20 protein-coding genes are annotated in these 22,412 nt (G+C 51.6%); 17 read left to right on the forward strand and 3 right to left on the reverse strand.

Annotated elements, in window-relative coordinates:
• Window positions 1–197 precede the first annotated feature (197 nt).
• Entirely contained in the window at window positions 198–1,436 is a 1,239-nt protein-coding gene (locus tag A3841_RS02765; protein WP_073851183.1) for an aminotransferase class I/II-fold pyridoxal phosphate-dependent enzyme, read from the forward strand.
• Between the two features lie 105 nt (window positions 1,437–1,541).
• Window positions 1,542–1,733 (forward strand): histone H1, encoded by a 192-nt coding sequence (locus A3841_RS02770; protein WP_073850796.1) that lies wholly within the window; start codon window positions 1,542–1,544, stop codon window positions 1,731–1,733.
• A gap of 77 nt (window positions 1,734–1,810) precedes the next feature.
• Here A3841_RS02770 and tyrS read toward each other — a convergent pair whose 3' ends face one another.
• Window positions 1,811–3,115 (reverse strand): tyrosine--tRNA ligase, encoded by a 1,305-nt coding sequence (tyrS, locus tag A3841_RS02775; protein ID WP_073851184.1) that lies wholly within the window; start codon window positions 3,113–3,115, stop codon window positions 1,811–1,813.
• 223 nt (window positions 3,116–3,338) lie between these two features.
• On the opposite strand from tyrS, the gene A3841_RS02780 reads away from it, so the two are divergent.
• From A3841_RS02780 to A3841_RS02790, 3 genes are all read left to right on the forward strand, one after another.
• Window positions 3,339–3,734, forward strand: a complete 396-nt coding sequence (locus A3841_RS02780) for a hypothetical protein (RefSeq protein WP_073850797.1) — start codon at window positions 3,339–3,341, stop codon at window positions 3,732–3,734.
• A 70-nt stretch (window positions 3,735–3,804) separates the two neighbouring features.
• Window positions 3,805–4,470: a DUF6624 domain-containing protein gene (locus A3841_RS02785; RefSeq protein WP_073850798.1), complete on the forward strand. Its 666-nt coding sequence runs from the start codon at window positions 3,805–3,807 to the stop codon at window positions 4,468–4,470.
• Window positions 4,471–4,513: 43 nt separating this feature from the next.
• Window positions 4,514–5,032 (forward strand): hypothetical protein, encoded by a 519-nt coding sequence (locus A3841_RS02790; protein ID WP_073850799.1) that lies wholly within the window; start codon window positions 4,514–4,516, stop codon window positions 5,030–5,032.
• A 74-nt stretch (window positions 5,033–5,106) separates the two neighbouring features.
• On the opposite strand, the gene A3841_RS02795 is transcribed toward A3841_RS02790, so the two are convergent.
• Window positions 5,107–6,255 (reverse strand): hypothetical protein, encoded by a 1,149-nt coding sequence (locus A3841_RS02795; RefSeq protein WP_073850800.1) that lies wholly within the window; start codon window positions 6,253–6,255, stop codon window positions 5,107–5,109.
• A 215-nt stretch (window positions 6,256–6,470) separates the two neighbouring features.
• Between A3841_RS02795 and holA the strand changes: the two genes are divergently transcribed.
• From holA to trmB, 9 genes are all read left to right on the forward strand, one after another.
• The gene (holA, locus tag A3841_RS02800; RefSeq protein ID WP_073850801.1) at window positions 6,471–7,517 is read left to right on the forward strand and encodes a DNA polymerase III subunit delta; all 1,047 of its coding nucleotides are present in this window, start codon (window positions 6,471–6,473) and stop codon (window positions 7,515–7,517) included.
• 227 nt (window positions 7,518–7,744) lie between these two features.
• Window positions 7,745–10,846: a tetratricopeptide repeat protein gene (locus tag A3841_RS02805; protein WP_073851185.1), complete on the forward strand. Its 3,102-nt coding sequence runs from the start codon at window positions 7,745–7,747 to the stop codon at window positions 10,844–10,846.
• A 33-nt stretch (window positions 10,847–10,879) separates the two neighbouring features.
• Entirely contained in the window at window positions 10,880–12,568 is a 1,689-nt protein-coding gene (locus A3841_RS02810) for a TonB-dependent receptor (protein WP_073850802.1), read from the forward strand.
• Window positions 12,569–12,577: 9 nt separating this feature from the next.
• Window positions 12,578–13,708 carry an HU domain-containing protein gene (locus A3841_RS02815; protein ID WP_073850803.1) on the forward strand — a complete coding sequence of 377 codons (1,131 nt, stop codon included), beginning with the start codon at window positions 12,578–12,580 and terminating at the stop codon, window positions 13,706–13,708.
• Between the two features lies 1 nt (window position 13,709).
• Window positions 13,710–14,420, forward strand: coding sequence for a MotA/TolQ/ExbB proton channel family protein (locus tag A3841_RS02820; protein WP_073850804.1), 711 nt, complete (start codon window positions 13,710–13,712; stop codon window positions 14,418–14,420).
• Between the two features lie 2 nt (window positions 14,421–14,422).
• Entirely contained in the window at window positions 14,423–14,824 is a 402-nt protein-coding gene (locus A3841_RS02825) for an ExbD/TolR family protein (RefSeq protein ID WP_073850805.1), read from the forward strand.
• A gap of 10 nt (window positions 14,825–14,834) precedes the next feature.
• Window positions 14,835–15,761, forward strand: a complete 927-nt coding sequence (locus A3841_RS20685; protein WP_139307866.1) for a hypothetical protein — start codon at window positions 14,835–14,837, stop codon at window positions 15,759–15,761.
• Between the two features lie 16 nt (window positions 15,762–15,777).
• Complete coding sequence (locus A3841_RS02835; RefSeq protein WP_073850807.1) at window positions 15,778–17,073, forward strand: bifunctional folylpolyglutamate synthase/dihydrofolate synthase; 1,296 nt, start codon at window positions 15,778–15,780, stop codon at window positions 17,071–17,073.
• A gap of 2 nt (window positions 17,074–17,075) precedes the next feature.
• Window positions 17,076–17,732 (forward strand): tRNA (guanosine(46)-N7)-methyltransferase TrmB, encoded by a 657-nt coding sequence (trmB, locus tag A3841_RS02840; protein ID WP_073850808.1) that lies wholly within the window; start codon window positions 17,076–17,078, stop codon window positions 17,730–17,732.
• 244 nt (window positions 17,733–17,976) lie between these two features.
• Here the strand turns inward: trmB and trpF are convergent, their stop codons facing one another.
• A complete protein-coding gene (gene trpF, locus A3841_RS02845) occupies window positions 17,977–18,600 on the reverse strand; it encodes a phosphoribosylanthranilate isomerase (protein ID WP_073850809.1) in 624 nt (207 codons plus the stop codon).
• Window positions 18,601–18,830: 230 nt separating this feature from the next.
• Between trpF and mnmA the strand changes: the two genes are divergently transcribed.
• Genes mnmA through A3841_RS02860 form a run of 3 tightly spaced genes read left to right on the forward strand, consistent with a single transcriptional unit; the run spans window position 18,831 to window position 22,383 of the window.
• The gene (gene mnmA, locus A3841_RS02850; protein WP_073850810.1) at window positions 18,831–19,958 is read left to right on the forward strand and encodes a tRNA 2-thiouridine(34) synthase MnmA; all 1,128 of its coding nucleotides are present in this window, start codon (window positions 18,831–18,833) and stop codon (window positions 19,956–19,958) included.
• Window positions 19,958–20,716: a hypothetical protein gene (locus tag A3841_RS02855; RefSeq protein WP_073850811.1), complete on the forward strand. Its 759-nt coding sequence runs from the start codon at window positions 19,958–19,960 to the stop codon at window positions 20,714–20,716. The genes mnmA and A3841_RS02855 overlap by 1 nt, the downstream gene beginning before the upstream one ends.
• Window positions 20,717–20,718: 2 nt before the next feature.
• Entirely contained in the window at window positions 20,719–22,383 is a 1,665-nt protein-coding gene (locus A3841_RS02860) for a S8 family serine peptidase (RefSeq protein WP_073850812.1), read from the forward strand.
• Window positions 22,384–22,412 lie beyond the last annotated feature (29 nt).

Consider the following 22,412-nt stretch of genomic DNA (forward strand, 5'->3'; position numbering starts at 1 on the left):
TTATTTTACATCAAAGAAAAGCTTTTGAGGGCAAAGTTAAAAATGCCTTGTTTAAAAATGAGAATTACAGTATAGGCCAACAATTGTATATGAGATGAATAAACCATAACTTTGCGCTGCATTAAACCTTATTGCAACTGATAAGGAATTTTGGCAATTACATCAGAAATTATCCCGATAACCTAATTATTACTCAAGTGGATTTATTCGAAAAGTTGTTGACCAACAGAGGTCCGTTAGGCAGCCACTCACACTACGCGCATGGCTATTTCACATTCCCTAAACTGGAGGGTGAAATAGGGCCGCGTATGAAGTTCAGAGGAAAGGATGTGCTAACGTGGAGCCTTAACAACTACCTGGGGCTGGCGAACCATCCTGAGGTACGCAAGGCTGATGCTGAAGCTGCCGCAGAGTGGGGAATGGCGACGCCGATGGGCGCGCGCATCATGTCTGGCAACACCAACCTGCACGAGCAGCTGGAGTCTGAGCTGGCCGACTTTGTGAAGAAAGAAGACGCAATGCTGCTGAACTTCGGTTACCAGGGCGTACTTTCTATTATAGATGCGATGGTTGACCGCCACGATGTGATTGTATACGATGCCGAGTCTCATGCCTGTATTATAGATGGCGTGCGCCTGCACCAGGGCAAGCGCTTTGTGTATGGCCACAACGATATGGAGAGCCTGGAGAAGCAGCTGGAGCGTGCAACACGTTGGGCTGAGAACACCGGTGGTGCCATTCTGGTGATCACAGAGGGTGTTTTTGGTATGTCCGGTAACCTGGGCAAGCTGCGTGAGGTTGTGGCCCTGAAGGAGAAATTCAGCTTCCGCCTGCTGGTGGATGATGCCCACGGCTTCGGTACGATGGGAGCTACTGGCGCCGGTACAGGAGAACACTTGGGTATACAGGATGGTATCGACGTATATTTCTCTACATTCGCCAAGTCGATGGCCAGCATTGGTGCCTTCGTGGCCTCCAATGAGCAGGTGGTGGAGTACCTTCGCTACAACATGCGTTCACAGATCTTCGCTAAGTCTTTGCCGATGCCGCTGGTAGTGGGTGCCATTAAGCGCCTGGAGCTGCTGCGCACCAAGCCAGAGCTGAAGGACAAGCTGTGGGAGGTGGTACACGCCCTGCAGAGCGGCCTGCGCGAGAAAGGGTTCAACATCGGTACAACCGAGTCGCCGGTAACGCCGGTGTTCCTGAACGGCCAAATCCCGGACGCGACACAGCTGACGCTGGACCTGCGCGAGAATTTCAGCATTTTCTGCTCTATCGTGGTTTACCCGGTAGTGCCTAAGGATGTGATCATGTTGCGCCTTATCCCAACGGCAGCTCACACGCTGGCAGATGTGGAAGAGACAATCAATGCCTTTGAGAAAATTGCACAAAAGCTAGACAAGGGTCTGTACTCCACACCGGCAGTTACGGCTTAACAGCTCATAGGGGCTTATATTAAAATTCCCTAATCTTTGCTTGTTTGTAACAAATGTGTATATTAGAGCTATAAATTTAAATGTTTCACTATAACAATTGCTCTAATGAACAACAACTTTAGCAAACTGAAGGACTTAGTTATGTCACTGGAAGGCGACTTCGAAAAGTTCTACGAAAAAGGCAATGCAGCTGCTGGTACGCGCGTACGTAAGGGCATGCAGGATCTGAAGAACATGGCTCAGGACATCCGTAAGGAAGTTCAGGACACAAAAAACAGCACTGCTGACAAGAAGTAAGCTTCAGACAGACTGAATAAAACAGAAAAGGAGACCGATTTCGGTCTCCTTTTCTGTTTTAAGTAATTGGTAGTCAGTTAGTTGACTGATACGAGGTAATAGTTCTTCTTTCCTTTCTGCACCACCAGGTACTTGCCCTGCAGCAATTCAAAGTTAACAGCCTCATCGGCGTTCTGCACCTTCTGGCGGTTCACGCTAACGCCACCGTTCTTAATCATGCGGCGCGCCTCTCCCTTCGATTCGAAGACCTGGCCTCCGGTTAACTCAGAAAGCAAATCCGTAACCGTTTCGGCGCTGGCATAGTCTGCTTGGCTTACCGCTATCTGGGGCACGCCCTCGAACACAGAGAGCAGCATATCCTCTTTCAGGCCTTTTAAGGTCGCAAAATCGCCTTTTCCAAATAAAATTTCGGAGGCATCTACAGCCGCCAGGAAGTCATCCTCGGAATGCACGCGAATTGTAACATCTTTAGCAAGGGCTTTCTGCAGTAAACGCAGGTGGGGGGCCTGTTTGTGCTCTTCTGTTATCTTTTCGATCTCGTCCTGCGGCAGCAAAGTATAAACCTTTATCAGCTTCTCCGCCTCCTCATCCGAAAGGTTCAGCCAGAACTGGTAGAACTTGTAGGGAGAGGTCAGGTTCGGGTCGAGCCATACGTTGCCGCCCTCAGACTTGCCAAATTTGGTGCCATCTGCTTTTGTCACCAGCTTGCCCACCAGCGCATAGGCTTTGCCGCCATCCATGCGTCGGATCAGCTCAGTGCCGGTGGTGATGTTGCCCCACTGGTCGGAGGCGCCCATCTGTATTTTAACCCCTTTGTTTTTATAGAGGTGGTAGTAGTCGTAGCCCTGGATGAGCTGGTAAGCGAACTCGGTGTAGGAGAGGCCCTCGGCGCGGTCGCCATCCTCGTCGGCATTGATGCGCTTCTTCACAGAGTCTTTGCTCATCATGTAGTTCACGGTGATATGCTTGCCCACATCGCGCAGGAAGCCCAGGAAGTTGAAGTCCTTGAACCAGTCGTAGTTGTTCACGATCTCGGCTGAGTTAGCACCGCAGTTAAAGTCCAGGAATTTCTCGAGTTGCTTTTTGATGCCTTCCTGGTTCTCACGCAGCGTGGTCTCATCCAGTAGGTTACGTTCTGCCGATTTGCCGGAAGGGTCACCGATCATACCGGTGGCACCGCCAACCAGGGCCAACGGTTTATGGCCAGCGCGCTGCAGGTGCACCAGCAGCATAATGGTGGCCAGGTTGCCAATGTGCAGCGATTTGGCTGTTGGGTCGAAGCCGATGTAGCCGGACGTCATGCCTGATGCTAATTGCTCTTCTGTACCCGGCATGAAATCATGGAGCATGCCTCTCCAACGCAGTTCTTCAATAAGATTCATCTGTACCTTCATTCATCTGTTCGGGGCAAAGATAAAAAAGAGTTGGCAGATTGGGGCGGGGAAGTATAGAAAGGGTGAAGGATTGGAGGAGGGTTATTTAGATTTTACTATATTAGAGGATAAAAAACTACCGGAGTTATAAGTATCTACGGAATACTCCAGACATATTGCAGATAAAAGGAATAGGCTTCCGTTTATACTATAGTTGTATAAAAGCTAAAGTATGAAAAAGCGCACCAAGATTATTTTATCATTATCGGTAGGCTTGGTCCTCTTGTTCTGCGGCTTTATTTATCTCTCATTCCATACCATGGAAATAGAAGATCATTACGGAGATCTTCAGCAATTCTACTATCAATCAAAGGATGAAGACATAATTCTCAATCACGACAATAAGAAGTTTGGAATTATTGAGAAAGACACAAGAAGAATCCGCATAGTTGATACTAGAAACGAAAAGGTTGACCTTTATAATTGGGTCTATATCTACGATGACTTTCAAGAATCAAAGATTGAAGTGTTTAGGCCTGACAGCAAAATTGATCTAGCGAGAATGAATTATGAAGAAGTTGTTAGCTTGATTCAGAAAAACGAAATGGAGCTGATAATTAAGAATTAAGCCTTTATACAACAAAAGCTATAGTGCATAAACGCACCATAGCCCAACACGATGAGTAAATTGATAAAAAATGAAATTAATCAAAACAATCATCATCCTACTTCTACTAACTGGATGCAATACCACGGTTAATACAACTCCAGTCTTAATTACAGAAGAAAAGCAACCAGATTATGCATTGTTGAGAACAGAACTTGAAGAAATTTATGATATAGACCAAAATATCAGAAACATAGATTGGGATACCTTAAGCAGCCCTGAAGCAAGTATAGCTTATTCTATGAAAATGATGGCTATTGATTCAGTTAACCAGACTAGGATCTTACCTATAATTGAGCAGTATGGGTGGCTGCCGAAAAGCAATATTGGTGAAAAAGCCGCCGACGGCATATTTTTAGTAGTGCAGCATTCCAACCTTAGAACGATAGAGAAGTATCTTCCTCAGATGGAAGCGTTAGTACGGGAAGGAGAGGCAGATGCTTTGGATGCGGCAATGATGCGGGATAGATTACTGAGTTTCCAAGGCAAAAAGCAGATTTACGGCACCCAAGCGAACAACATGGTTCGCGGTGACGGGAGCATTGTTATTTGGCCCATAGAAGATGCGGAAAATGTAAATAAACGCAGGAAAGAGGTTGGTTTTACAACAACAGTTGAAGAGAACGCTAAAAGACTTAGGGCTGCATATGATCCAAATGAAAAATTGCCGAAAAAGAACAACAATGCTCAACATTAGCTAAAACGCTTTTTAGCACAACCGTTAGCCATAAAATGTAATTATGAAACAAGCTATAATCATTGCATTCTTCTTGATTTCGACAGTTTCGATTGCGTTTGCAGTTGAAGGAACTCTCGAGTTGATCATCAAACCAGAGTATAAAAGTGCTGTTACTTTGTATAATAAGCCAAATGGTAAAATTGTAGCTTCTGTCAAGCATGATTTTGAAGAAGAAGACTATCTGACATTTAGTGCTTCAAACCAAACCTCTGATTTCTTTTATGGCACATTAGAATACTCTATATCTGGTAAGAAATTGAAGGGATGGGTAAAAAAAGGTAAGCACATTGGGACATACGCAAGAAATTACGAACCAGGAAAGCCTTTAAAGCTTATGTCTAGTGCAAGTGTAGATTCAAAGGTTAATGCAATTGTTCCAGCGTGGACCAATCAGTTTTATCAGGTTACTGCTTTTGATAAAAAGTGGGCTTATGTGAATGTGCTTTGCAAGGGGCAGGTTAAGCAGGGTTGGCTATCGCCAGAAATGCAATGTGCTAACCCTTATACTACTTGCAATTAAAAGAAGAAATTCTTCGGCTAACCCTGCATAGGCTCCATGCTTGGCTTCGGCTCGCACATCGTCTATACCACCTGCTACAACCTCCCCAACTCCTCCGCAATCTTCCTGTTCCACTGCTCCTGCACCACCTTGTTCAGCCCGTGCTGCGTTTCGGTGTCATATTGGTCCTGTAGTTGGTTCATCTCCCGGAACGATTCGATGTAGTGGTACTGGATGATGCTGTTGTAGTCCTCCACCGACAGGATCTCCGGTGTGATCTTCTTTTTAAATCGCTCGGCCACCAGCTTCACCAGGTCAAAATGCTTCTGCTCGTGGTTCAGGCTGTAGTCGTTGCGCGAGTCGGGCTTTACCCAGGAGGAGCTTTGCAGCACGTATACTTTCATGTCGAGGTAGAGGTGCAGTTCGCCGTTCACCACCTCGCTGCGGCCCTCATAGGCAAAGCCCGGGAAAACGGCCGCGGCAAACTTGCTGGGCTTGGAGGGACCGCCGGTAAAGTCGTTCCAGTTAAGCGGGCGTTTGGGCGAGTAGAAAACCGTATCCGCAGCGGCGGGTACGCTGTAGTCTGTAAAGATAACTTTTATACTTTTGGCCAGGCGCGGGTTGGTGTTTGCGTTCTCCTCCATCCACTTGTTAAAGTAGGCCAATGCACCTGTAAGCGACTGGCGCAGCGCCGGCTCCACGGCCTCTACCTGGCTGGCCGGCCTGTTGTAACGGATGCCGCCTTTATACTCTGTCAGAGGTATAATCTCGCCATCTCCCTGCAGTTCAAATTTCATGGCGGTTACGGCCTGGCCCTGTACGCGCCCATTTTCGCCAGGCTTTTCCTTCACTTCAAACTCCCTTAACGTGATGATGATAGGGCGCAGCTTTTTATTAGCAGGAATGCCTTTGCTAATATACTGCTGCACGGCCTGTAAGCCACCTCCTTGCAGGTCTGTAGGTACTGTGGTTGTAACGAGAGCTTTGCCTGGGGCAGGCGCAGGAATGATATGGGCCACAGCCTTTTTGTCGGCACGCGCATCCACCACGCCGGCTACGTAAAATTCCTTAGCCGAAAAGGGTAGCGACTCGTATTTAAGCACGATCGGTGCCACACCTGCGTCGGGCCTGACAGCCGACAGCATACTTACCAGCAGCAACACCAGCAGCGACCAAAGGGCTACCTGTTTCGCAAACCTTCTGCTACGCTCGGCAGCGCGGCCATTTTTATCTGAAAATATCATGGAAGTATAGATAAGCCAGCCTGCACCATACTTGTTTAAACGGGTGTGTATGGCTGTGTGGTATAAAACACGCCTGCCCGCTTTTGAGTTCTCTGATTGCCTGCGCCAATATTCCTTGGTTTATACTTTGTGTTTCGGGGGGATGCCTTAAATTTGTAGTAGCGGGGCTACAAGTATAAATTGCCCTGCTTCGTATCCGCTACACCCACATCCCCATGGCCCACACACCCGAAGGTATTTTAGAGCAACTAAAGCAAAGGCAGTTTGCCCCGGTATACTTCCTGCAGGGCGAGGAGCCCTACTACATCGATACCATTGCCGGTTATATCGAGGAGCACGCGCTTCAGGAGCACGAGAAAGGCTTTAACCAGGTGGTGCTGTATGGCAAGGATGTGGATATGTCGCAGGTGCTGCTGCAGGCCAAGCGCTTCCCGATGATGTCGGAGCGGTCGGTGGTGATCGTGAAGGAGGCACAAAGTATACTTGATATTGAGAAAGAGGAGGGGATGAAGCAACTGGAGGGGTACCTGCAGCATCCGCTCCAGTCTACCATCCTTGTTTTCTGCTACAAGCACAAATCGCTGGACGGGCGCAAGGCGCTGGCCAAGGCGGTGCAGCAGCATGCGGTGCTGCTCACCACCAAAAAGCTCTACGACAACCAGGTGCCTACCTGGGTAACCGGTTATCTCAAGAGTAAGGGCATGAAGGCGACGCAGCAGGCAGTGCAGCTGCTGGCGGAGTATATCGGCTCCGACCTCTCCCGGCTGGCCAACGAGATCGACAAGCTGCTGATCAACCTGAAGCCGGGCGCTACCGTGGATGAGGGGCTGGTGCAGGAGAACGTGGGTATCAGCAAGGAATACAACATCTTCGAGCTGCAGGCGGCCCTCATCGCCCGCGATGCGTTGAAGGCCAACCGCATCATTTATTACTTCGAGGCCAACCCTAAGAACAACCCACTCATTCCCAACCTGACGATGCTCTTCACCTTTTTTACTAAAATCCTGACGCTGCACGCGCAGGCCGATAAGTCGGAGGCGGGGCTAAGGAAGAGCCTGGGCAACCAAGCCTGGAAGGTGAAGGATTACGTGCAGGCCATGCGCGTGTACCCCTTGCCGCGCTGCGTTGATATCATCCACTACATCCGGGTGGCCGACCTGCAGGTGAAAGGGATAACCGGCGGCGATAGGAGCGAGGCCGATATACTGCGCGAGCTGGTTTTTAAGGTGCTGCACCCGGTGCCGCGTGCGCTGGCTTCTTAGGCTTTATTTTTCCACAGGCACAATAAATTGGCGCTCCGGCCATTGTTATAGAGGTTTTGCTATACTTTGCGGGGCCATACTTATAAAATGAGCAAAGGCCGTGGTGGCTTTCTAAAAATTACTAACTTTGAGTGAGGCAGTATGGGCAGCGGCATTCCACCGTGTTGTTATACTTGCTCCTTTAATCAGCATAAAACGACGTGCCCCGCTGGGGCGAACAGGCAAATATGAAGATAGCTTACAAAATAGCACTGGCATCGGTACTGACAGGCGGCTCCCATGTGGTGGTGGCGCAGCACACGCAGGCTTTCACCTCCGAGGAGCGATACTTTCATGAAGGCGTGGAGCTTTTTGACCGTGCCAAGTATGGCTCGGCGCAGGAGGCCTTTAAAAAGTACATCGACCTGATCGGCAACGACGCCAGGACAGCCGACGCGCAGTATTATTATGCCCTGAGTGGCCTGTACCTGTTGCACCCGGATGCCGAGCAGCTGGTGCTGAACTTCGCCCGCAAATACCCGACGCACCCCAAGACGGCGCTGGCTAACTATGAACTGGGCATCTACTACTTCGAGCAGAAGGATTACAAGAAGGCCGTGGAACTGCTGAAGGATGCGCCCACGCACCTGCTAAGTATAAAGCAGAACAAGGAGCTGGAGTTCAAGCTGGGTTACTCGTACTTCGCAACCAAAGACTTCGACAACGCCAAGATCTGGTTCGACAAGAACAAAACAACCGGTTTCCGGGAGGATGACCACCGCTTTGCCTATGCCTCTAACTACTACGCCGGCTACATCTCGTACCGCAAGGGCGATTACGCCGCTGCCAAGGAGGACCTGAAGATCGCCGAAAAGAATGAGGCCTACGCCCGGATCGTGCCCTACATGGTAACCGAGATCCTCTACAAGGAGAAGGATATCTTCGAGGTGATCCGGTATGGCGAGGCGGCCCTGGCCAAAAAGCCGGAGGTGCAGCAGCGCGATGAGATAGCCTTGTTGGTGGGCGATGCCTATTACCAGCGCGCCGAGTACGAAACCGCCGAGAAATACTTCAGCCAGTACGCCAAGGGCAAACGTTCCCTGGAGCCGGTGGTGCAGTACAAAATCGCTTTCACCGATTACAAGAACAACAACTACAAGAACGCCATTGCCAACTTTAAGCCGGTGGCGCTCAAGAAGGACTCGCTGGGCCAGAATGCGGCCTACTACCTGGGCCTGAGTTATCTGAAGGAAAACAACAAGCAGTTCGCCCTCACCGCCTTCGACCAGGCGCGCAAAAACGACCATGACAAGTCCGTAACCGAGGCGGCCACGCTAAAGTATGCGCAGGTGAACTTTGACCTGGGCAACTTCCGCGAAGTGATCAACTCGCTTTCCGATTTCACCACCAAGTATCCGAAGTCGGCCGAGGCGGAGGAGGCCGACCGCCTGCTGAGCGAGTCATACTTTGGCTCTAACGACTATGCCGCCGCCATCCGCCACATAGAGGCCATGGAGAAGAAAAGCTGGCGCATTTTGCAAACCTACCAGCGCGTAACGTACTTCCACGGCGTAAACCTGTTCAACGACAGCAAGTTTCCACAGGCCGTGGCCATGCTCGATAAATCGCTGCAGTACCCGTACGACAAGGAGGTGACTTCCGCCAGCCATTTTGTGAAAGGGGAGGCCTACTCCATCGGGCAGCGCTACAACGATGCGATCAACAGCTATGCCGCCGTGTTTCGCACCGCGCCCAACACCAAGGCTGATTATTACATCAAGTCGCGCTACGGCATTGGTTACGCCTACTTCAACACAAAGGAGTATGAGAAAGCCCTGACGCACTTTAAGGCTTACCTGGACAACGTGCAGCCGAGCAATCCGAACTACAACGACGCCACGGTTCGACTGGCCGACACTTACTATGTGAGCAAGAACTACAACGAGGCGCTGCGCTTATATGAGCGCGTTATCGGCAGCAGTTCCCCGGACCGTGACTATGCCATGTTCCAGAAGGGGGTGGTGCTGAGTATTCTGAGTCAGAATGAGCGGGCCAAAGATGCACTGCTTGATCTGCTCAACAACTTCAAGACCTCCCGCTTCCGCGACGATGCCATGTACCAGTATGCCGTGATCGATTTCGAGTCGGGTAACTACCAGGCGGCAGTGCAGGGCTTTACCAGGCTGATCGACGGAATGCCGGACAGCCGCCTGGTGCCGAACGCGCTGCAGAAGCGTGGTCTGGCTTACTCCAACCTGCGCCGCAACGACCTGGCCATTGCAGACCAGCAGCGCGTGCTCGACGAGTTCCCGGAATCGAAAGTTGCCAGCGGGGCCCTTTACAGCCTGCAGGAAGTGCTGGGCCAGGAGAACCGCAGCAGCGAGTTCGACAAGTATGTAGACCGTTACAAGTCTGCCAACCCGGAGAGCGATGCGTTGGAAAGTATAGAATTTGAGGCTGCTAAGACCCTGTACTTTAACCAAAACTATAAGGAAGCAGCTGCGAAACTGGAGAACTACATCAAGTCCTATCCGAAGAGCAGCTTCCTGCCGGATGCCCGCTACTACCTGGCCGATTCCTACCTGCGCAGCGACAGAAAGCAGGAGGGCGTGAAGGTGATGAAGCAAGTGGTGCAGGAGAACCGCTCTGAGTTCGTGAACCGCGCCATCCAGCGCGTGGCCGACCTGGAGTTTGAGGTACAGAACTATCCGGAGGCCATCAAATACTATAGCCGCCTGCGTGACCTGGCCACCAACCGCAAGGAGCAGCAGACCGCCTTGCTGGGCCTGATGCAGAGTTATTACCGCACCAACGACTACGCCGCTACCAAGCGCGTGGCCGGCGAGCTCATCAGCCAGGGCAACGCCTCTCTGAACGCGTACAACTCTGCACTTTTATTTAAGGCGAAGGCTACTCTGGCCCAGGGCAATATGGCGCAGGCTTTAACGGAGCTGCGTGAAACAACTGCTTCAGCCAGCGACGTTCATGGGGCGGAGGCGCACTACCTGATCTCCGAGACGCTTTATAAGCAGAAGAAAAACCAGGAGGCGCTCGACCATGCCTTTGAGTTCAGCAACAAGTATGGCAACTACGATTTCTGGCTGGGTAAAACCTTCCTGTTGATCTCCGATTTGTATGTAGCTCAGAACGAGATGTTCCAGGCGCGTGCCACGCTGAACTCCATCATCGAGAATGCGCCAAACCAGGAGATCGTGGCGGAGGCGAAGCAGAAACTGACGAAACTGGACGGGGGCAAAGCGCAGCAGGCGCAGCCGCAGAACCTGCAACAGCAGAAGGCCGATACCACGCTTATCCTCGAACCGGTAGATACGACCGGCCAGCAGAACTAATCAGAATTTGGGATTTAGAAGAGAAGCATCACCATGAAAAATAAAGTAAGATTAGCATCACTTGCCATTGTGCTGAGCGTAGGGTATAGCTACCTGAACACGGCGCAGGCGCAGACCCAGGGATGGTCCGAAGGCGGAAAGCTGGAGGATGCTGAGGTTGTGGTGGAAAAGAACCGCGTGATCGAGTTGCCGCAGGCTGCCCGTAACTATGAGAAATTCCGCATTAACCCGCCCGAGATAGCTGACCGTAACGTGCGCTACCGTTTCTCGGATTATCGCCTGCCTGACCAGGACGTGGACCTGCAACTGAAGGTACTGACCATAAAGCAGGACGAACTGAACAAGCTGTACGGGAATTACCTGAAGGCTGGGCTGGGCAACTATGGCTCTTTATACTTAAAAGGCTACTTCCATAACAAGCGGAGCAAGGACGCCAGCATTGGCGCCAACGTGAGCCATGTTTCCTCTTCGCGCGGCCCGGTGGATAAGGCTAACTCGGCTGTCTCGCAGTCTGACATTGGCCTGCACGGGGAACGTTACCTACAGGGCCTGACAATTGGAGGAGACCTGAAGTATGGCCGGGAGAAGCGTTACTTCTACGGTTATGAGCCAGTGGAGGGAGTGGACGTGGAGCGCGATAGCATCAAGCAAGTCTTTAACAGAATTCACGCGCAGGGCTTCTTCCATAACCAGAACTCTAATTCGCCCTTCCTGTACAGAACCAACGCCCGCTTCCGGTATATCAACGACAACTATGATATGAACGAAAGCAACTTTGCCGTGGACTTCCGCAGCGAGTACGGCATTGACGATGTTTCTGCTTTCAAGGTGGATGCCGACCTGTCGGTATTGTCGCACAAGGACTCTGCTGATGTGAGCCGCGGCCTGTTTAAGCTTACCGCTGCCTACGAGCGCCAGTTCGAGGTCGTGCGCCTGACCATTGGCGCGCGCGTGGCCTATACCGGAGACGAGGTGAACGATGCCCGCCAGATGAACGTGTACCCGATGGTGCGCGTGGGGCTGGAGCCGATCAAAGGTAACCTGTTGATCTACGGCGGGATAGGGGGTGACCTTGAAAGAACCACTTTATACGAGCTGACGCAGGAGAATCCTTACCTGGCCCCGAATGTGCAGGTGGCTGACGTGAACAAGGGACTGGAGATTTACGGTGGCTTCCAGGCGAATATCGCGAACTACGTGCACCTGAACGGCCGCGTGGCTTACCAGAATTTCCGCAATCTATACTTCTACAACAACTCTGCGGCAGACCCCTCCAAGTTTGAGCTGCTGTATGATGATGGAGTGACGAATGTTTTTAATATTTTTGGTGAAGCCTCCTTCAACTATTCGGATGAAGTGCGCCTTGGATTAAAGGCTGATTATAATAGCTATAACACGGCCAGCTTAGAGCAGCCCTTCCACCGTCCGGAGCTGATGGCAAGTGTTTATGCCACCTACAACTTCTATGACAAGATTCTCTTTAATTCAGAACTTTATTATATTGGGGATTCATTTGGCCGTATCACCCTTGCGGACGGAACCACTGAGTTGCGACAAGCCGATTCTATCGTGGACCTGAACCTGAAGGCGGACTACAAGTTCACCAACAATTTTACGGTGTTCCTGATGGCCAATAACCTGTTTGGGAAAAAGTATGAGCGTTTCGTAAATTACCCGAACAAAAGTATAAACCTTATAGGAGGCGTCACTTACTCATTCTAAACATTGCTTATGGTTGAGAAGCACATCAAGTCACTGCTGTATGATCACGACTGTGTCATCATCCCGGAATTTGGCGGGTTGATAGCTCGGTATGTGCCTGCCTGTATCAATCCGGTAAAGCACACGCTCTCGCCGCCATCCAAGAAGATCGCCTTTAACGAGAAACTGGTGCTCAACGATGGGCTGCTGATCAGCACCATCGCGCACTACAACCGCATCACAAAAGACGAGGCGCAGCAGCGCGTGGCGGAGTTTGTGCATAAAGCAAAATCTGATCTGCAGCAGGAGAAGCGCTTCGAGCTGAGCGATATCGGCATCTTCCGGTATAATGCCGAGCGCCGCCTGGTGTTTGAGCATACCGAGGCAGATAACATGCTGGAGGAAAGCTTTGGACTGCCCGAGCTCTCTGCCAGACCTGTGAAGGTGCAGGAGCCGGCCGTGCTACGAACACTTATAAGAGAGCGCCAGCAGGAGTTGGTAGAGGAGAAGCAGCCGCTGCGCCGCCGCATAAAGCGGGCTTACAACCTGGCCGCCGGATTGGCGCTGGCCGGCTTGTCGGTTTCCGCCTTCTACTTCCTCTCACTGCAGGACAATTATAACCTGAGCAGCCTCAGTCCGGTGGCTGCCTTCACCTCTACAGGATTTTCTAACCCGGCGGTGGCAGAGCCCAACCGCTACACAGCCGATTATGTGCCCTTTACCGAGGAGGAGCGCACCGGCTATTACGCGCAGCTGCTACCAACTGCCATAGAGGCCCAGGAAGGAAACGAGTTCGATCCTGCTGGAACAAGTATAGCTTCAGGTGTTGTGGTGGATGGTTTTGAATCAGAGGAAGTTGTGCAGGAAGCAACGGCTCCTGCTGAGGTGGTGGAGGAAGCAGCCCCTGCCCATATAATTTATACGAAAGACGGGCGTTCTTACCTTATATCGGGCGGCTATGCCCGCCTGGAGAACGCTGAGCATTATCGCGAGACATTATTGGAGGCAGGGCACGAAGAGGTGAATATTCTGCTGCCGCAGCCCGGCAGCAGGCTGTTCCGCGTAGCACTGGCTGATTTTGAAACGCCGGAGGAGGCGCAGGAGGCCCTGAACAATTACAAACAGAAATTCGGAGAAACACTTTGGGTACTTAATAATTAACATGACATCACTCTTATTACAAATCACGACTACGGCTACAGCCGACACGACCGCAGCACTGGCAGAGGGGACTGAAGCTGCAGCAGAAACATCTGTTTCGCTTTTAGATTTGGCCATGAATGGCGGGTGGGCCATGATTCCGCTCGCCCTTTTATCGCTTGTGGGCATCTATATCTTTGTGGAGCGCTACCTGACGCTTAAGAAAGCAGCCAAGAACCCGGAGGGCTTCAACGACCGCATCAAAAGCATGGTACTGGCCGGAGATATCAACGGCGCAAAAATGATGTGTGCCCAAGCGAACACCCCTGTTTCCAGAATGATCTCCAAGGGTATTACCCGTATTGGGCACCCGCTTAAGAACATCGAGACATCAATTGAGAACCAGGGTAAGATCGAGATCAGCAAGCTGGAGAAAAACCTTGCCGGCCTTGCCACTGTAGCCGGTGCCGCCCCGATGCTGGGCTTCCTGGGTACGGTAACAGGTATGATCGGCGCCTTTATTGCCATCGCACAGGCGGAGGGATCCGTTAGCCCCAAACTGCTGTCAAGCGGTATCTATGAGGCCATGGTAACGACGGCAACTGGCTTGATCATTGGTCTTCCGGCTTACGTGGGTTACAATTACCTGGTGTCAAAAATCGACAGCATCGTGCACAGCATGGAGTACTCCTCAATCGAGTTCCTTGATCTTTTACAAGAACCACAGCTTTAAGAATGAATTTTCGCTCTAAAAACAGGATAAACGCAGAGTTCAGCATGTCGTCGATGACGGACATCATCTTCCTGTTGCTGATTTTCTTCATGCTGACGTCAAGCTTTGTTACGCCTTCAGGGCTGCCAGTCAGCTTGCCTTCCAGCCAGTCTTCTGACATTGTGATGCAAAAGATCAGTGTGACTATCACCGAGGACCTGGAGTATTACCTGAACGAGAAGCCAATCGCCCTGGATGACATCGAGCCGCAACTGACCGCGCTGCTGCAGCAGGGGGGAACAGAGAAGGGGGCCGTGGTGTTACATGTGGACAAGAGCGTGCCGGTGGAGCACCTGGTAAAGGTGGCGGGCATAGCCAAGAACCTGAATGCAAGTGTGACGCTGGCCACTGTGCCATCTGAATAAGAACGTAACTATGTCGATCGCCCTTACAAAGGAAGAAGAGAAAAATAAACGTGTCGCCGCTGGTGTCAGCGTTGCGGTGCATTTGCTTATACTTCTTTTCCTGATTTACATGCTGGCATGGCGTGCGCCAGACCCACCCGCGCCGGAAATGGGTATTGAGCTTAACTTCGGCATGGATAACGTAGGCAGCGGCGATGTGCAGACAAAAGCCACCCCGAACGAGTCGAAGAACGTGGAGGACAGCAAGCCTGCGCCTACGCAGCCAGACCCTGAGCCCGAACCACAGCCTGAGCCAACCCCGCAGCCTACACCTCCGGCGCAACCCGTGGAAACACCTAAAGTAACCACTACCACCGCGCCAGAGCCCGTTTCGGTGAAAGAGGAGGTGAAGCCTGTTCCAAAACCGCAGCCTAAGAAGGAAGAGGTGAAAAAGCCGGAGCCTAAACCCGAGCCGCCGAAAGAGGAAGTGGTGAAGAAGGAGCCGGAGAAACCCAAGTCACTTTACCCGGGCCAGCCCACCAACAGCACCGGTACCGGTAAGAACGGCACGTCCGATGCTGCCACGGGCAACAACAACGGCGACGACACTGGTAAAGTAGGCGATAAAGGAGACCCTGCGGGAGATGTGAACGCCAAAGCCCTTTACGGCAAGGCGGGCGGCGGAGCCGGAGGCTCACTCAACATGCCGGGCTGGCGTTACGATATTGAGCCGAGGCGCGACCCTTACACGAATGAAACCGGAATTATCCGTTTCAGGATCAAGATCGATTCTGACGGAAACCTTGTAAACGTGGAGCGTATCGAAAGTACGGTTTCGCCGCAGGTAGAGAAGTGGTACCGTGACCAGTTGTATAAGACAACGTTTAGCCGCACGGGCTCGGGCGCCACTACCGTTAGTTTCACCGGTGAGGTGACGTTCAGAATCACGTCCCGCTAACTCTTACTTTCTATAGATGACCTATCAGGAGTGTCTTGATTACCTATACCAGCAATTGCCGATGTACCAACGCATCGGCAATGCTGCTTTTAAGAAGAGCCTGGATAATATCATAGCCCTCTGCGAAGCCATGGGGCAGCCACAGCACCAGTTTAAGAGCATACACGTGGCGGGCACCAACGGAAAGGGCAGCAGCTCGCATATGCTGGCAGCGGTGCTGCAGGAGGCGGGCTACAAAACCGGACTCTATACTTCTCCTCATCTTAAATCTTTCACAGAGCGCGTACGCGTAAACGGTCAGGAGCTGCCGCAGGAATACCTTATCGGTTTTGTAGAGCAGCACAGGCAGCTGTTCGAAAGTATAAAGCCATCCTTCTTTGAGATGACGGTGGCGCTGGCATTTTCATACTTTGCCGAGGAGCAGGTGGACGTGGCGGTGATAGAGGTGGGACTGGGTGGCCGCCTGGACTCTACCAACATCATCACGCCGGAAGTGTCGCTCATCACCAATATCAGCCTTGACCACCAAAGTATGCTGGGCGATACGATTCCTGCCATTGCAGGGGAGAAAGCCGGCATCATCAAAGCAAAGGTGCCCGCCGTGATCAGTATGCGACAACCCGAGGCGGCGGAGGTGTTTGTAGCAAAAGCGGCTGAGGTGGGCGCGCCTTTATACTTTGCGCAGGACTATTATACATTGGAGTTAACCGAAAGCAGCCTTGAGCGGCAGGTGTTCCAGGTTTTCCGGGATGGCCGTTTATACTTGCGGGACCTGGAACTGGACCTGGCGGGCACCTACCAGAAGTATAACCTGCCGGGCGTGCTACAAACCTTGGCGGTGCTGCAGGATCTGAAAGGCTTTATTATACCTGAAGCGGCTGTGCGGAGGGGACTTGCTAACGCCAAAAGTATAACCGGCCTGAAGGGACGCTGGCAGGTGCTGCAGCAGAAGCCACTCACCATCTGTGATACCGGCCACAACGAGGACGGCATCCGGCAGATACTGCAGGGGCTGGAGCAGTTGATGCCAAAGCAGGTGCACATGGTCTTTGGGGCCGTGAATGATAAGGATGTAACGAAGATACTGCAGCTGCTGCCCCCGAAGTATAAGTATTACTTCTGCCAGGCCCACATCCCCAGGGCGCTGCCGGTTAAGGAACTGCTGCAACAGGCTGAGGCGGTGGGGCTACGGGGAGCGGCTTATACTACCGTGTCGGAAGCCATTGCGGCGGCCAGGGCAAATGCGGCCCCGGATGAGGTTATTTTTATCGGAGGTAGTACCTTTGTGGTCGCAGAGATTGAAGAACTATAGGAATGGGAAGATCTAAACTAGCAAAATTTGCCGCCATCGCGGAGCGTGAGAATGTAATTGAACCAGGGAATGAGCTGTACGGCCAATTAGTTGATAAATGGCGGGAGCTGCATTTCGAGAATGATAACCCGATCGTTTTGGAGGTAGGCTGCGGCCGTGGGGAGTACACGGTGGGAATGGCGCGCCTGTTCCCGGAGAAGAACTTCATCGGCTCTGACATAAAGGGAGCCCGCCTGTGGAAGGGAAGCACCCTGGCAGAGGAGGAGGAACTGGAGAACGTCACCTTCCTGAGAACCTTCATTGAGAACATCACCGAGAACTTTGCCGAGAACGAGGTGGATGAGATCTGGATCACGTTCCCGGACCCGCGCCCCCGCGACCGCGACATCAAGCGGCGCCTCACATCGCCGCGCTTCCTGGACCTATATGAGCACATCGTGAAGCCCGGTGGCATCATCCATTTGAAAACTGATAACGGACCACTATACGACTATACTTTAGAAGTGCTGCAGGAGCGCCAGGTAAAGAGCCTTATCCATACTTCGGATCTCTACAATTCTGACCTGCAGGAGCACACCATGGGCATCCACACGACCTATGAAAAGCGCTACCTGGCCGAGGGAGTCAAAATAAAGTACCTGCAGTACAAGGTGAGTTAGAGAGTTGTGGAGTTAGAGAGTTTAGGAGTTGGGGAGTTAGGGAGTTAGAGAGTTAAAGGGTTTTGGATAGTATGGGGCGGACTAAGTATAAAGTATAGCCCTAAACTTTTTTTTGCATAAAAGAATCGGCCTAACGAAGTATAAATTCGTTAGGCCGATTCGTTTATGTGCTTTTTTCCAGGAGAGAAAAGTATAGTGAAACATTTAACTACTAAACTCTCTAACTCCCCAACTCTTTAACTCCCTAGCTTTCCTCGATTTCCTCGAAAATGTCGGCCAACTCGTCGAAGTCCTTAAGGCCGGGCTTAATTTCGTGGCCCCCGGTCAGTCCGATTCCCATGGGTTTGATCGTTTTCAGCACCTCGTTGATATTTCCTTTGTCGACTCCGAAGCCGATGTATACATTAAATTTCTCCGAAAGGTCAGCCAGGAAACGGGAGTTGGTCTCGTCGATCGTCTCGAAGTCGTCGGAAAAGATAATAAAGGAGTGCACGAAAGGAGAGTAGAGCTCCATCATCTCCAACAGCTCACTCTGGACGGTGTCTTTGTTAATGAATACTTTCTGGATGACGGGGCGGCTGATCTCCTCGATCTCATCGATCAGGTAGGGCACGTCGAGCTGAATGAGGTCCAGGTTGAACTCGTCTGCCATTTCATTGATCAGGTCTGGCCTTGCGCGCAGAAACTCGCCCGCAGTTTGCACGCCGGACACCCATCCCATGATTTCCTTTAGCGTTTGGGCTTGCACACGCCCCGGGTCGTCCAGTTTCAGGTTAAAGCCGATCACATCCACTCCCATGCCAGCGCAGTAGCGGGCATCGCTCAGGTTGTTTATTCCGTTTACTATCACTGAGGTACGTAAGCCCATAGTAAGTTATGCTTTATGATTTTTACTCGTTTTAAACATATTTTTCTGTTGTTCAAAGTAAACGCGATTTTTCATCACCGCCAACCTTTTTCGTTTTTTTCGGGCGCTATTTATACTTTGGTACCGCAGCCCCGGCAGAAATTAGAACCTGAATCTTTATAACTGTGTTGTTGTTGCTATATTTGTATCAAATAGTTAATTTTTTAAATCGATATACATTTTTTATATAGATGAGTACAAAAGCAAGGGTACTGGTGGCAATGAGCGGCGGCATCGATAGTTCGGTGGCGGCCGTGATGCTGCACGAGCAAGGCTACGAGGTAGTGGGGATGACCATGAAAACCTGGGATTACGCCTCCAGCGGCGCCAGCAAGAAGGAGACAGGCTGCTGCTCGCTCGATTCCATCAACGATGCCCGTAGCATCGCCGTTCAACTGGGTTTCCCACATTATATCATAGACATCAGAGAAGAGTTTGGTGACTTTGTGATCAACCATTTCACGGATGAGTACCTGGCGGGTCGTACGCCAAACCCATGCGTACTTTGCAATACGCACATTAAATGGGATGCCCTGCTGCGCCGCGCCGACCAGCTGGGCTGCGAGTTTATTGCTACGGGTCACTATGCCAACCTGCGCCAGGAAAACGGCCGTTACGTGATATCAAAAGGGTTGGACGAGAGCAAGGACCAGTCGTATGCGCTTTGGGGAATCTCGCAGGAGAGTCTGAGCCGCACCATGTTCCCGCTGGGCAACCTGCACAAGACTGAGATACGCGAGATGGCGCGGGAACGTGGCTTTACCGAGCTGGTGAACAAGCCGGAGTCTTACGAGATCTGCTTTATCCCGGATAATGATTACCGTGGTTTTCTGAAGCGCCGTGTAGAGGGGCTGGAGGAGCGTGTCGCCGGCGGCGAGTTTGTGCTGGAGGACGGCACCGTGGTTGGAAAGCATGAGGGGTACCCATTCTATACTATTGGACAGCGCAAAGGCCTGGGCATTGCCTTGGGATTCCCGGCTTATGTCACGCGCATTGAGAAGGATAGCAACCGCGTAATATTGGGCAACTACGACGATCTGGCCAAAAACGCCATGACGGTGGGCAAGCTGAACATGTCCAAGTATGAGCACCTGATCGGGCAGCCGATCCCGACGGTTACCAAAGTGCGCTACAACGATCCGGGCACGGAGGCCATTGTTGAGCAGGTGGGGGATAAAATGAAGGTGCATTTCCTGAGTGGCGTGCATGCCATTGCCCCGGGCCAGGCGGCTGTTTTCTACGAAGGAAACGACGTGGTGGGCGGCGGCTGGATCGAGTCGAACTATAACTCTGAGTTTAACCTGAACGTGTTGCAATAATGAGAAGAGCCCTGTTGCTTTTGGTGGTTCTGGCTGGCCTTGTTGCCGCCTGTGAGGACAAGTACAAGGACCCGGACCCAAAAGTGATGGGCTACGACTACTACCCGCTGGAAGTGGGCGACTGGCGCATTTATGATATAATGGACATCCGTTATATGAGCGATGTAGGCGATACCACCCGTTTCCAGCTGAGAGAGCGTGTGGATACAACTTTCTACGACCAAACCAACACGCTCAATTATAAGATCATCCGTTCGGTGCGCGCCAACGAGAATACCCCGTGGGTGGATGACTCGGTGATGACTGTTATCAAGTCTACCACTAGCCTGATGCTCACACAGCATAACATTAAGCATGTCAAACTTGTATTTCCTATTAATAATGGAAAGAATTGGTTAGGAGATGCTTTTAACCAAAATAATATTGGACGCAGCTTTGATCCGGATTCAATGAAGCGCTCTGAATATTATAATAGTAAAGACACTTATAGCTATACTAATGTTGGTGACCCTCTAACACTTAATGGTAAGAAGTATGAAAATACGTTAACTGTTATACAAGGCTTACCTATTGAAACTTGGATTGGTTTGGATGATCGTAAGGAGATATATGCTAAGAATGTGGGTATGGTTTATAAACAGCATATTCGAATCGTGTATTGCAATGAATCAAAGTCTGAAAGTTGTCCATATGGCGACCGTTACAAGTTATATGGCCACGAACGTCACGAAAAACTGATCTCCCACGGAAAAGAATAACTATGCGCCCGCTGCTCCTCTTTGCCTGCCTGCTGCTGTTCCTGCCTGTTCTGGCGCAGGAGCCTGGTAACACAGAGGGAGAGGAGCAGAAGCGTTTAGTATACTTTACCGATAAAAACGGCACCCCTTTTTCCCTTTCCGAGCCGTTGGAATACTTGTCCCCCCAAGCCCTGCAGCGGCGCAAGCGGCAGAGCATCCCCCTAATTTCCCGCGACCTTCCCGTAAACCCAGCCTATGTAGCCAGCCTGAAAGCGACAGGCGTAACCGTCTGGTATACTTCGCGCTGGTTTAATGCGGCGGTGGTGCAATGCTCCGAAGAGGAGCTGCAGCAAGTGGAGGAACTGCCATTTGTAAAAAGCACTCAAACCTTAAATAGAATTTCACAAACCGGAACGCTGCAGCAACGTGCGGTACAAAGTATAAAACCAGTGTCTGTTGCGGCTGCCGCGTACTTTCCTACCCCTGAAGCAGAGGATTACGGATTGGCACACCACCAGGCGGATATGCTGGGAGCTGATGAACTGCACCAGGACGGTTACAACGGCGCGGGCATGACCATTGCTGTGTTCGATGCGGGGTTCCCGGAGGTCGATAAGCTGCCCGCTTTTGCTCATCTCTTCGAGAACAACCACTTGAAAGGCTCCTTTGACTTTGTGCAGAAGCAGGCCAATGCGTTGGTGGCGGATGCACATGGCACGGCGGTGCTGTCCACCATGGCTGCCTACGCGCCCGGTAGTATGATTGGAACAGCCTACGGCGCTAATTACCTGCTGCTGCGCACTGAAGATGCTTCCTCTGAGCACAACATCGAAGAGGTTAACTGGCTGCTTGCCGCCGAGTATGCCGACAGCGCCGGTGCCGATGTTATTAATTCCTCCCTAGGCTATACCTTGTTCGATGCGCCTTCCCAAAGCTATACCTACCAGGACATGGACGGCAACACCTCGCTGGTGACCAGGGCAGCCGACCTGGCTGCTGCCACCGGTATGCTGGTGGTGGTAAGCGCCGGAAACGAAGGCAATAAAAAATGGCGCTTCGTGTCTGCCCCTGCCGATGCCGATTCGGTACTGGCAGTGGGCGCCGTAGATTCGCTGGGCATGAAGGCAATATTCAGTTCTTTTGGCCCGACTGCCGATGGACGCGTAAAGCCGGATGTGGTGGCGCTGGGGCAGGGGGCATACTTTATACTTCCGAACGGTAATTTGGCGCAGGGAAACGGCACCTCCTTTGCCGGACCGATCATGGCCGGTTTTGCTGCCAGTCTGTGGCAGGCAAATCCGTTTAAAACCAATTTAGAGTTGATCGAGATGCTCCGCAGCAGCGGCAGCAACGCCGAAAATCCTGACAACAACATCGGCTACGGCATCCCTGGTTACAGCCGCACCCTTACAGCGGTACCGGGCCTGGCTAATGACGAAACGTTGTACATCACAAACCCGGTTAGCCGCGATCCTATTATACTTTACCTGGGGCAGGAGTGGCTAAAGCAACAGGTGGAGGTGCAGGTGCTGGACGCGACGGGCAAGCAGGTGTATCGCCAAAGTATAGCGCAGGCGCAGGCGGAGCAGCCGCTACAACTAGAGCCACAAACAATGCGTAGCGGTTTATACCTGTGCCGCATCCGGTCTGGCAGTAAAGTAGCCACGCTTCGGTTCGTGAAGCTGTAGTTTGGCTTTCAGCATATAAATCCCCATTT

The sequence above is a fragment of the Pontibacter flavimaris genome, from assembly GCF_001907195.1.
GTDB classification, from domain to species: domain Bacteria; phylum Bacteroidota; class Bacteroidia; order Cytophagales; family Hymenobacteraceae; genus Pontibacter; species Pontibacter flavimaris.